This window comes from Amphritea pacifica, from assembly GCF_016924145.1.
Lineage (GTDB): Bacteria > Pseudomonadota > Gammaproteobacteria > Pseudomonadales > Balneatricaceae > Amphritea > Amphritea pacifica.
In genome coordinates, this window is the sequence record NZ_JAFFZO010000035.1 from 7,927 (window position 1) to 19,560 (window position 11,634).

Genomic DNA, 11,634 nt, shown 5'->3' on the forward strand with positions numbered 1-11,634 from the left:
AGAGCCGAGCCCGACGCTTTCTATACCAATCTACAAACTGAATTTCAGGCAAAAAAAAAGACCAACCATGCGGCTAGTCTTGTTTTTCCGTTGTGGTAGCGGGGGCCAGATTTGAACTGACGACCTTCCCAGGCTTTTATAGAGAGCCGAGCCCGACGCTTTCTATACCAATCTACAAACTGAATTTCAGGCAAAAAAAAAGACCAACCATGCGGCTAGTCTTGTTTTTCCGTTGTGGTAGCGGGGGCCAGATTTGAACTGACGACCTTCGGGTTATGAGCCCGACGAGCTACCAGGCTGCTCCACCCCGCATCAACGTGGGGCGTATATTACAGATGAGTCACCCGCTTGGCAAATGGTTTAACTAAATAATTTAAACAACGTAGCAAACCGCTGTTTTTACAAAAAACCGACCGTTAGCACGGCCCGATCTTTGCCTGGCGTATTCCTGAAATGCACGGACCACGTGCTAAAAATGAATATCCTCTGCAATCAAAAAAACTTCAGTTGAAATTGCTGACGATTAAATCGCCTGTTGATGTCCGATGCCTGTTGAATTTAAAAGAAATACGGGTATTTACCTATAAAAATATAACAGAAAAATAATCTGCCAATTAAGCATATTACCATAAATAATATCTATTTCTTACGCATCCGCATCACTTTCCTTGGTTGACTTACGCTATCCTCCCGGATTAATGTTGGTCGCCAGCGCACCCCAAAAAGGTATCGCTGCAACAGAAACCGGCCTATCCGCCGGCACAATAACAACAATATTCAAACCTGGCTGTGATCCGGCTAAGGTAAAGGGTAATAACCATGACCTACCGCTTTTTTCTGCGGCACACACCGTTGTGCCATCCCGATCTCACAGACCTGCTGCCTGCTGACAGTTCAGTTGTATTCCTACGCTCCATCATCCAAAGACCGAAAGACCAACTCAGGAATATTTCGCCCCCCGGCGTCTGATTCACCGTTTTCTGTCCATCCATTTTCTGATTCGTTCTGAACCGGAGCGCATAACTGTTGCCGTTCAGAACCGGGAGCTATCAACATGAAAAATGCCGTTTCACTGCAGGATAAGTGGGAAAAACAGAGCGGACGGGTCTACCTGACCGGTAGTCAGGCGCTGGCTCGCCTGCCGATGCTTCAGGCCGCACGGGATAAACAGGCGGGACTGAATACAGCCGGGTTCATCTCGGGCTATCGGGGCTCACCTCTGGGCAACTTTGACAAAACCCTGTGGCAGATCCGCGATTATCTGAAACAGAGCAATATCGTCTTCCAACCCGGCGTTAATGAAGATCTGGGGGCAACCGCCGTGTGGGGATCACAACAGGTCAACGTATTTGAAGGTGCCCGCTACGATGGTGTTTTCGGCCTCTGGTATGGCAAAGGTCCGGGGGTTGACCGTACCGGTGATGTACTGAAGCATGCCAACGCTTTCGGTACCTCAGAGTATGGTGGAGTACTGGCGGTTGCCGGTGATGACCATGCCAGCAAATCCTCTACCCTCCCCCATCAGAGCGATTACGCCTTTATGGATGCGATGATTCCGGTGCTCTATCCGTCCGGGATTCAGGAGATGCTGGATTATGGCCTGTATGGCTGGGCAATGTCCCGCTTCAGCGGCTGCTGGGTGGGACTGAAAGCGCTGGCCGAGGTAATGGATTCAGCCATCTCAGCCAATCTTGATCATCAGCGACTGGAGATCAGCCTCCCCGAACACTTCGAGCGCCCCGCCGATGGCCTGAATGCCCGCTGGCCGGATAAACCACTGCAACAGGAAGCGCGACTGCACCGCTACAAAATCGCCGCAGCACAGGCGTTCTGCCGCCACAACCGACTGGATAAAATCGTTATCGATACCGCTCAGCCGCGCCTGGGTATTGTCACCACCGGCAAGTCTTATCTTGATGTCCTGCAGGCGCTGGAAGATCTGGGTATCAGCCATGCGCAGGCCGCTGAGTTGGGAATCCGGCTATACAAAGTCGCGATGCCCTGGCCACTGGAACCGGAAGGGATCTATGAGTTTGCTGAAGATCTGCAAGAGATTCTGGTTATCGAAGAGAAACGCGGTCTGATCGAAGATCAGCTGAAGGAGCAACTCTACAGCTGGCAGGACCGGCATCAGAGTGCTCGTCCCCGGGTGGTGGGTAAGAAAGATCAGTTGGGCAATGAGCTGTTGACCAGTCTGAGTGAACTGACACCGGCGATGATCGCCCGGACAATTGCCGCACGCATTGCACCCTTTCACAGCAGTCAGAAGATCAGCGAGCGGCTCGCCTTCCTCAGCGAAAAAGAATACGAACTGGCGCAGCCCCGTTCACTGTTAGAGCGTACTCCCCACTTCTGCTCCGGCTGTCCCCACAACACCTCTACCGTAGTCCCGGAAGGCAGTCGGGCATTGGGCGGAATCGGTTGTCACTATATGGCCACCTGGATGGACCGTGGCACCGACACCTTTACCCAGATGGGCGGCGAAGGCGCAACCTGGATCGGTCAGGCACCCTTCACTGATAACAACCATGTGTTCCAGAATCTCGGCGATGGCACCTACTTTCACTCGGGTCTGCTGGCGATTCGTGCGGCGATCGCCTCCGGCACCAACATCACCTATAAAGTGCTGTATAACGATGCCGTCGCCATGACCGGCGGTCAGCCCATTGATGGCCAACTGACAGTACAGCAGATTACCCACCAACTCTATGGTGAAGGTGTCCACCGTATCGCCGTGGTCAGCGATGAGCCGGATAAATATCCCAGCCGTTCTGAATTTGCTGACGGCGTCACCTTCCACCACCGGGATGATCTGCAAGCGGTGCAGATGGAGCTGCGGGAGATCCCCGGCTGCACGGCGATGGTATTTGACCAGACCTGTGCAGCGGAGAAGCGGCGTCGGCGCAAACGCAGTGAGATGACCGACCCGCAAAAACGGGTGGTTATTCATCCGGAGATCTGCGAAGGCTGCGGTGACTGCGGCGTGCAATCCAACTGTTTGTCGCTGCTGCCCAAAGAGACCGACCGTGGCCGCAAACGCGCTATCGATCAGTCCGCCTGTAATAAAGACTTCAGCTGCATCCGTGGCTTCTGTCCCAGCTTTGTCACCGTCAAAGGGGGCAAACTGCGTAAACCCGAACCGCTGGGGAAAGCCAGTCAGTTTCCAGAACTGCCGATGCCGCAGCTACCCGGTTGTAGCACACCTTACAACATCCTGCTGACCGGTGTCGGTGGCACCGGGGTGGTGACCGTCAGCGCCCTGCTGGGGATGGCGGCGCATATCGAAGGTAAAGGTACCGGGGTGCTCGATCAGATAGGCCTGGCACAGAAATTTGGCGCGGTGATGAGCCATATCCGCATCGCCGAGTCTCAGGAACAGATCCATACGGTACGTATTCCGGCGGGTGAAACCGATCTGATGATCGGCTTTGACCTGATGGTGGGAGCCAGCGAAGAGGCGCTGGGCAAGCTGGATCGGCAGCGCAGCCAGGTGGTGATCAATAACCATGAAACCATGCCCGCGGCGTTCACCCGAGACCCCGATCTGCAGGTACCCACCGCAGAGATGGAGCAAGTGATCCGTGACAGCGCCAAACCGCAGAGCAGTTTCTGTCTCGATGCCACCACCCTGGCCACGCAGCTACTCGGTGATGGTATGGCGGTTAATCTGTTCTGCATCGGCTATGCCTGGCAGAAAGGACTGATTCCCCTTGAGATGGATTCAATCGAGCAGGCGATCGAACTCAATGGTGTAGCGGTTGCGGCTAACAAAGAAGCGTTCCTCTGGGGACGCCGTGCAGCGCACAACCTGCAACAGGTTGAACGGATCACCTCCCCGGACAGTGATATTCAGGCGGTACGACTAATGCCCGGACTGGATGAAGTAATTCACCGGGAGATGCAGCACCTTAGCCAATATCAGGGGGCCGCCCTGGCGCATCGCTATCAGTCGCTGGTGCGTAACGTCGCTGACACGGAAAAACAGCTGGGCCGGGGAAGCGCCCTGAGCCTGGCGGTTGCGGAAAACTACAGCAAGGTGCTGGCCTATAAGGACGAGTATGAAGTGGCCCGGCAACTAACATCAGTCAGTTTCCGGGAGCAACTTAACCAGCAGTTTGAAGGTGACTTTGAACTCGAATTCAATCTCGCCCCGCCGCTGATCTCGCGGATCAACAGCGCCACCGGCCGGCCGGTGAAACGCCGCTTTAGTGACAGAATCATGCCGCTGTTTCGTCTGCTGGCCAGCCTCAGACCTCTGCGGGGCACCCCCCTGGATCTGTTTGGTTACAGTGCTGATCGCCGTCTCGAACGTCGGCTGATCCGCGAATACGAGCAGGATATTCAGGCGCTACTGCAGAATCTCAGTGTGGATAACCTGCAGGATGCGACTGAGCTGGCCCGGCTACCCTCGGGGATTCGCGGCTACGGGCCGGTAAAAGAGCAGGCCTATGAAAAAGCTCAACGCCAGCGTCAGCAATTACTGGAACGCATCCTTGAACCGGAAGATGCCCGGTCACAGGCAACCGTTTAAATAACAACCATAAAATTTTCAGGAACATACGTTATGTCCGTTTTTAGTCATGCCGAATTTGATAACCATGAGCAGGTTGTCTTCTGTCACGATGAGATCACTGGCCTGAAAGCCATCATCGCCATCCATAACACTAACCGCGGCCCGGCATTGGGGGGCTGTCGGATGTGGCACTATGTCAGCGATGAGGAAGCCCTCAACGATGTGCTGCGCCTGTCCAAAGGGATGACCTATAAGTCGGCCCTGGCCAATCTCGACCTGGGCGGCGGTAAATCGGTGATCATCGGCGACCCGCGCCAACATAAAACCCCGGAGCTGCTGGCGGCGATGGGGCGTTTTCTGGAACACACCGGCAACCGCTATATCGCCGCTGAGGACTCCGGCACCTCAGTACCCGATCTGCAGGTGATGGCACAACACACCGACAATGTGGCCGGCATCACCGAACGGACTGGCATTGATGGTCTGCCCTGCAATGGCGATCCCTCCCCGGCTACCGCGTATGGCACCTTTATCGGCCTGAAAACGGCGGTGCAGTACCAACTGGACCGCACCGATCTGAAGGGGCTTAAAGTGGCGATTCAGGGGGTGGGTAATGTCGGCTACCGGTTGGCCGAGCACCTGCATCAGGCGGGCGCGCAGCTGTTTGTTACTGATATCCATCAGCAACAGGTAGATCTGGCAGTGAGGACACTGGGGGCCACAGCGGTCAGCCAGAATGAGATTCTGTCACTGGATGTGGATGTCATCGCCCCCTGCGCACTGGGCGCGGTACTCAATGATGAGTCTATTCCGCTGATCAAAGCAAAAGTGATTGCCGGAGCGGCCAATAATCAGTTGGCGTCGCAGCGCCATGATCTGATGCTGCGCGAACGCGGCATTCTCTATGCCCCGGATTACGTCCTTAACGCAGGCGGCATTATCGATATTTTCTATGAACGTATCGGTCATCAACACACTCAGGTGCGCGCCCATATCGAGACCATCGCCGACACCCTGTGCGAGATATTTCGTCGGGCCGATGCCCAGGACCGTCCAACCGGGGAGATCGCCAATGAGCTGGCCGAAGAGCGCATTAACCAGCCACGCGCGGCACAATAACCTGTAAAAACAACTCAGCCCATCACCGGTGGGCTGACTCTATCTCTGACATAAAAATAAGATCTGGAGAAAATCAATGACTGAACTGGTTCAGAACCCGGCACTGGATGCCTCTGCCGACAACACCCGTAAAGACCACCCGATGTGGTCCTCCCGCATGGCCTTTATCCTGGCGGCCAGCGGCTCGGCCGTAGGGCTGGGAAATATCTGGAAATTCCCCTATATCACCGGTGAAAATGGTGGCGGAGCATTCGTTCTGGTTTACCTGCTGTGCATCGCCCTGATCGGTATTCCGATTATGATTGCGGAGGTGATGATCGGTCGCCGTGGCGGTCGCAGCCCGATCAACAGCATGCGCAACCTGACCCGGCGGGATGGACTCTCCAGCCGCTGGGTCTGGATCGGGGGCATGGGGATGCTGGCCTCGATTCTGATCCTGTCTTTTTACTCGGTGATCGGTGGCTGGGCGCTGGCCTATATTGGCAACTCCGCCAACGGCCTGTTTGTCGGGGCCAGCACCGCAGCGATTGGCACGATGTTCAGCAGCCTGCTGGCCGATCCCTACACTCTGCTGTTATGGCATTCGGTGTTTATGCTGCTGGTCATTATGATCGTCGCCCGCGGTCTCAGCTCTGGTATGGAGAGAGCGATCAATATCCTCATGCCGCTGCTGTTTGTTCTGCTGCTGGTGATGGTGGGTTATGCCATGAGCACCAACAGCTTTGCCGAGGGCTTTGCATTTCTGTTTCAGCCAGACTTTTCCAAACTGACCACCGCCGGTGTGCTCACGGCACTGGGACACGCGTTCTTTACTCTCAGCCTGGGGATGGGGGTAATGATGGCCTATGGCTCCTACCTGCCGAAACAGGTTTCCATTGTGAAAACAGCAGTCACCGTCTCCGTTGTCGATACCCTGGTGGCCTTGCTGGCAGGTCTGGCGATCTTTCCGCTGGTGTTTGCCAACGGTCTTGAAGCGGGTGCAGGCCCGGGACTGATCTTCCAGACCCTGCCGATTGCGTTTGGCCAGATGAGTGGCGGCATATTGTTTGGCAGTCTGTTCTTTATCCTGTTGGTTGTCGCAGCCATTACCTCGGCAATCTCGCTGCTGGAACCTCTGGTGGAGTGGTTTGAAGAACAAAAGGGGATCAGCCGTCTGAGCGCCACCCTGATGGGCGGCATCAGTATCTGGGCGCTGGGAATTCTGACTATTCTGTCGCTGAATGTCTGGGCCGACGTTCACCCACTGGGCACGTTTGAACGCTTTGCCGAAAAGACCTTCTTCGATCTGTTCGACTACGCCACCGCCAACCTGATTATGCCGTTAGTCGGCCTGGCAACCGCGCTGTTTGTCGGCTGGTTTATGGCAAAACCGGCCGCCGAAAACGAATTTGATATGGGCAACAGCCTGGCTTACCAAAGTTTTATGTTTGTTATCCGTTTTATCACGCCGGCAGCAGTACTGGTGGTGTTTATCTACAACCTGAGTTGATAATCCCGCTATCACCGCCAAAAGCCCTGCCAACGCAGGGCTTTTTTGTTCATACCTCAATTTTCTTCACACATCTCACCCCCATTTATTCCGGGCCTGACAAATAACCATAAAAAAAATATTGAATTATTTTATCCCGTTCAGATTCATGTCAGCTTTGTCAGCAAGAATGTCCCTGACACTTAAACAGGGGACAGCAAATGTATATCTTGCGCTACCAGGAAAACGATCTGAATACAGCGAATCTGTATCTCAATCAGGGCCTGATCTCAAAGATCAGTTCGCTGAATCCCTCAGTTATCAGCATCACCGGTGCCTTTGAACCTGAGCGTCAGCGGGTCGTTGATTTTATAAAGAATATCTACAAGCAGAGTTATAACGCCGATATCAACGTTACCTACCCGATGATTATGTCGGTGCGCAATGCGGATGATGAGATTCTGGCGGCTGTCGGTGTCCGTTATGCCGATAAAGAAGCGTTGTTTCTGGAACAGTATCTGGACCAGCCGATTGAGACCGTGCTGGACTGCGAGCGTGCGCAAATCATCGAGATAGGCAATCTGGCATCCGCCGGTAAAGGCGCATCGGCCTTCCTGTTTGCCGCGCTGGCGTCCTATCTGGAAAACCAGAAAATCCGCTACGCCACCATTACCGGAACACAGTTCCTGCACCGTTATTTCAAACGTACCGGACTGAATCCCAAAGAACTATGCCGCGCCCACTTAAACAATATCAGTGAACAGGATACCGACTGGGGCACCTACTACGACACTGAGCCCCGGGTACTGGTGGGCAATGTTGATACCGGTGTCGCACGCCTGAAAGCACTGTTCGGTGCTGATTTCCGGGAGTGCCGGCCACGTTTATTTCCCCGTCTCCACTTCAAAGCGGAACACTAAACCATGATATTCAATAGCATCAACCAACATGCACCGGGCAAAATCGCCCTGCAGGACGAGCAGCAAACGGTGTATTACCGTGACCTGGAAGCAGAGATTGCCGACCGGGCAAAACAGCTTAGCCAGGTATCGACTCTGGCCATCGCTCTGGATAACAGCGTTGACTGGGTGCTCTGGGATCTCGCAGCCCTCAGTGTCGGGGTCGTCTGTGTACCGATTCCACCGTTCTTCAGCCCGGAGCAGAGAGACCATACACTCTCCCAGGCGGCGGTATCTCACATTATTTCACCTGATGGTCTGGTGGCAACCGGAATACAGCACACAGTTGCGTTGCCCGAAACGACAGCCAAAGTCACCTTTACCTCGGGTACCACCGGACAGCCTAAAGGGGTTTGCCTGCCGCAGCGGGCGATGGAAAATGTTGCCCGCAGTATCGGGCAGGTGCTGGGGCAGGACTTTGTTGGCACCCATCTGTGCAGTCTGCCGCTGGCGGTATTACTGGAAAATGTTGCCGGGGTGTATGCCGCGCTGATCGCCGGCTGTACCATCCGCCTGCCATCCCTCACTGCGTTTGGCCAGAACTATGACTGCCTGCATCAGCAAGTTGTCGAAACGGCAGCGACATCGATCATTCTGGTACCTGAAGTACTGCGTATCCTGCTGGCTCAGGTGGCTCAGCAAGGCCCCCTGTCATCACTGAAGTTTATCGCCGTCGGCGGTTCAAAAACCGATGCCAATCTGATTCGGATGGCGCGTCAGATGGGACTACCGGTGTATGAGGGCTACGGCCTGTCAGAGTGCGCTTCGGTGGTGTCACTGAATACACCGGACGACGACCGGCCAGGCAGCGTGGGCAAACTACTCCCCCATGTAGCAGCTAGCGTTGAAGCGGGAGAGATCAGAATTCATAACCCCGGTTTTCTCGGTTACATCGGTCAGAGCACGACAGGCAGCTTCAACACTGAAGACCTGGGCGCACTGGATGCAGACGGTTTTCTCTCCATTACCGGACGTAAAAAGAACGTTCTGATCACCTCCTATGGCCGCAATATCTCCCCTGAGTGGGTAGAAGCCTCCCTGCTGTGCCAGCCGGAGATCGCCCAGACGGTTGTCTATGGCGATGCGCAACCGCATCTGAGTGCGCTGATCGTGCCGGTGTCGGCAAATGCCGATATCCAGCAGGTCATTCTGAAAGCCAATGCCGGGCTACCGGAATATGCACAGATCAGGGATTACAGTCTGGCGGAGCCGTTCACCCTTGCTAACGGCCTGCTGACCGGCACTGGCCGCCCCCGGCGGGCAAAAATATTAGAACGGCTTAACCAACTCTAATTTCACATCATTAACTTATGCGCACAGAAACCTATTCTCGCAAAAACTTTCGTACTCAAAAACGTACAAGGAGATACATCATGACTTTTTTTGACCTGCTGATTCAGGAAACCGAAGCCGAACGCGCAGAGCTCTATCAGGTACCCCAGCTGGCCAACGCTCTGCAAGGTAAGATCACCCACGAAGCCTACCTGGCTTACCTGACCGAAGCCTTTCATCATGTGTCTCATACGGTGCCATTTCTGATGTCGATGGGCGCTAAACTGCCCGCCAACAAACTCTTCCTGCAAAAAGTGATTGCCGAATATATCGAAGAGGAGATCGGCCACGAAGAGTGGATTCTCAACGATATTGAAGCGGTCGGCGGCGACCGGGAGGCGGTTCGCAACAGCACCCCGGCACTGGAAACACAGGTACTGATCGCTTACAACTACGATTATATCAACCGCAAAAATCCGGTTGGTTTTCTGGGTATGGTGTTCATGCTGGAAAGCACCTCAATCGCCATCGCCAACAAAGGTGCGGATGCGGTTAAACAGTCACTGGATCTGCCGGAGCAGGCGTTCTCCTATCTTCATTCCCACGGTGATCTGGATATCAGTCATATGCAGTTCTTTGAAAAAACGCTGGAAAAAATAACCGATCCGAAAGACCAGGCAGCCATCATCGAAGTGGCCAGAAACACCTTCCGCCTGTTTGCTAATGTGCTGCGCACTATCCCGGCTGAGGGGGTGAAAGATGTCGCTTAAAGGGAAAAGTATCTTTATTACCGGGGGTACCGGAGGCATCGGTGCTCCCCTGGTTAAACTACTGCGGGATGCGGGCGGTGATGTCATTGTATTCAGCCGCCAGGAGTCTGGCGATCTGAGTGACAATATCGACAGTATCTGCCACACCCTGTCCCATCTGGCGCCGGATATTCTGATCAATATGGCAGGCTACAATGAATGCGCTCATTGCGAAGATCAGCATCTGAGCAAACTTATCGCCCTGAACCTGACCGTGCCGATGCGTCTGTCACAGGCAGTGCTGCCGGCAATGAAACAGCGCAACACCGGGCAGATCATCAATGTGGGATCAATGATGGGCATTATTCCCCTGCCCTATTATTCCGGCTATGTAGCCGCAAAAGCAGGTATTAAGGCGTTTTCCGATTGCCTGCGGCGAGAACTGTGTGATACCGGAATCAGGGTGACGCTGATCGCCCCACGGGCGGTGCAAACCAGAATGAATCAGGGGATCAGTAACGAGATTAACCACCAGACCGGCACCGCCTATGATCAACCGGAGGAAGTGGCTCAGCGGATTTTCAACGCCATCCTGCTTGGCGAAAAAGAGGTCCGCTTTGGCAAGCCTGAACGTTTCTTCGCCTTTATGAATGCCAACTTCCCTTCGGTTGTGGATAAGGGATTACGCAAGAACGTCAGGGTTGGCGAGGCGATTTTTGAACACCACAGGACTGAATCAGCAAAAAAACTATCACCTGAGTTAAATAACGCAACCTGACTGTATCTGTTGGGTTAGCGCAACAGAGGTGCAGCCCGATAGTCCAGACAGATAACCTTTGAGGTCAACATGATGAAACATAAACTCCTGATATCGGTTGCGGTAATGAGCCTCTACCTGCCTCTCTCTACCTCGTTTGCCGCTCAGGCGGGCCAGCAAGAGATGATGCAGGATGTGGCAGCACTGCAATCTGAATGGGCCAGAATCAAATACCAGGTAAACGATGAAAAACTCCAGCTCTCTGCGATCGAGAAGCTGGAGCAGCAGGCTGAACAGACCTCAGCCAAATATGCTGACTTTGCCGAACCCAAAATCTGGCAGGGTATTATTCTCTCCACCGATGCGGGTATCGTGAAGGGCTTGTCTGCACTGGGAAAAGTAAAAGAAGCTAAAAAACTGTTTGAAGCCTCTCTGGAGCAGAATCCAACAGCACTGAACGCTTCAGCTCACACGTCGCTGGGTTCACTTTACTATCAGGTGCCCGGCTGGCCCATCGCCTTCGGTAGCGACGACAAAGCGGAGCAGCATCTTAAGGCGGCCCTTGAAGTGAACCCCGATGGTATCGATGCCAACTATTTTTACGCTGACTTCCTGATGGAAAACAAACGCTATGATGAAGCCAGACACTATTTTGAGAAGGCTCTCTCAGCCAAACCCCGCGCCGACCGTCCGGTGGCTGATGCCGGGCGTCGGCATGAGATCGAACTGGCCATGGCAAAACTCGCCGGACTGAAAAAATAGTCCTCCTCTCTGCTATTTATCATTTCCCCATGATA

8 protein-coding genes and 1 tRNA gene are annotated in these 11,634 nt (G+C 54.1%); 8 read left to right on the forward strand and 1 reads right to left on the reverse strand.

What is annotated here, in order from left to right; translation table 11 throughout:
- Positions 1–235 precede the first annotated feature (235 nt).
- Positions 236–312: transfer RNA gene (locus JW499_RS17685), tRNA-Met, on the reverse strand.
- A gap of 742 nt (positions 313–1,054) precedes the next feature.
- On the opposite strand from JW499_RS17685, the gene JW499_RS17690 reads away from it, so the two are divergent.
- The 8 genes from JW499_RS17690 to JW499_RS17725 all read left to right on the forward strand — a co-directional run bounded on the left by JW499_RS17690 (position 1,055) and on the right by JW499_RS17725 (position 11,599).
- Positions 1,055–4,531: an indolepyruvate ferredoxin oxidoreductase family protein gene (locus JW499_RS17690; protein ID WP_205211832.1), complete on the forward strand. Its 3,477-nt coding sequence runs from the start codon at positions 1,055–1,057 to the stop codon at positions 4,529–4,531.
- Between the two features lie 33 nt (positions 4,532–4,564).
- Positions 4,565–5,632, forward strand: coding sequence for a Glu/Leu/Phe/Val dehydrogenase dimerization domain-containing protein (locus tag JW499_RS17695; RefSeq protein WP_205211833.1), 1,068 nt, complete (start codon positions 4,565–4,567; stop codon positions 5,630–5,632).
- A 76-nt stretch (positions 5,633–5,708) separates the two neighbouring features.
- The gene (locus JW499_RS17700) at positions 5,709–7,121 is read left to right on the forward strand and encodes a sodium-dependent transporter (RefSeq protein WP_205211834.1); all 1,413 of its coding nucleotides are present in this window, start codon (positions 5,709–5,711) and stop codon (positions 7,119–7,121) included.
- A 200-nt stretch (positions 7,122–7,321) separates the two neighbouring features.
- Positions 7,322–8,020, forward strand: coding sequence for a thermostable hemolysin (locus JW499_RS17705; protein ID WP_091357768.1), 699 nt, complete (start codon positions 7,322–7,324; stop codon positions 8,018–8,020).
- A 3-nt stretch (positions 8,021–8,023) separates the two neighbouring features.
- Positions 8,024–9,352, forward strand: coding sequence for an AMP-binding protein (locus tag JW499_RS17710; RefSeq protein ID WP_205211835.1), 1,329 nt, complete (start codon positions 8,024–8,026; stop codon positions 9,350–9,352).
- Positions 9,353–9,432: 80 nt separating this feature from the next.
- On the forward strand, positions 9,433–10,101 hold the full coding sequence (locus tag JW499_RS17715) for a TenA family transcriptional regulator (RefSeq protein ID WP_091357773.1): 669 nt from the start codon (positions 9,433–9,435) through the stop codon (positions 10,099–10,101).
- The gene (locus tag JW499_RS17720; RefSeq protein WP_205211836.1) at positions 10,091–10,858 is read left to right on the forward strand and encodes an SDR family NAD(P)-dependent oxidoreductase; all 768 of its coding nucleotides are present in this window, start codon (positions 10,091–10,093) and stop codon (positions 10,856–10,858) included. Before JW499_RS17715 ends, JW499_RS17720 begins: the two co-directional genes overlap by 11 nt.
- 72 nt (positions 10,859–10,930) lie before the next feature.
- Positions 10,931–11,599, forward strand: a complete 669-nt coding sequence (locus JW499_RS17725; protein ID WP_205211837.1) for a tetratricopeptide repeat protein — start codon at positions 10,931–10,933, stop codon at positions 11,597–11,599.
- Positions 11,600–11,634: the final 35 nt, after the last annotated feature.

What these genes read in the sequence shown, in the direction of transcription:
- JW499_RS17695 (WP_205211833.1), top strand. Translation starts at nt 4,565, where the DNA reads ATGTCCGTTTTTAGTCATGCCGAATTTGATAACCATGAGCAGGTTGTC.
- JW499_RS17720 (WP_205211836.1), top strand. Translation starts at nt 10,091, where the DNA reads ATGTCGCTTAAAGGGAAAAGTATCTTTATTACCGGGGGTACCGGAGGC.
- JW499_RS17700 (WP_205211834.1), top strand. Translation starts at nt 5,709, where the DNA reads ATGACTGAACTGGTTCAGAACCCGGCACTGGATGCCTCTGCCGACAAC.
- JW499_RS17710 (WP_205211835.1), top strand. Translation starts at nt 8,024, where the DNA reads ATGATATTCAATAGCATCAACCAACATGCACCGGGCAAAATCGCCCTG.
- JW499_RS17725 (WP_205211837.1), top strand. Translation starts at nt 10,931, where the DNA reads ATGAAACATAAACTCCTGATATCGGTTGCGGTAATGAGCCTCTACCTG.
- JW499_RS17715 (WP_091357773.1), top strand. Translation starts at nt 9,433, where the DNA reads ATGACTTTTTTTGACCTGCTGATTCAGGAAACCGAAGCCGAACGCGCA.
- JW499_RS17690 (WP_205211832.1), top strand. Translation starts at nt 1,055, where the DNA reads ATGAAAAATGCCGTTTCACTGCAGGATAAGTGGGAAAAACAGAGCGGA.
- JW499_RS17705 (WP_091357768.1), top strand. Translation starts at nt 7,322, where the DNA reads ATGTATATCTTGCGCTACCAGGAAAACGATCTGAATACAGCGAATCTG.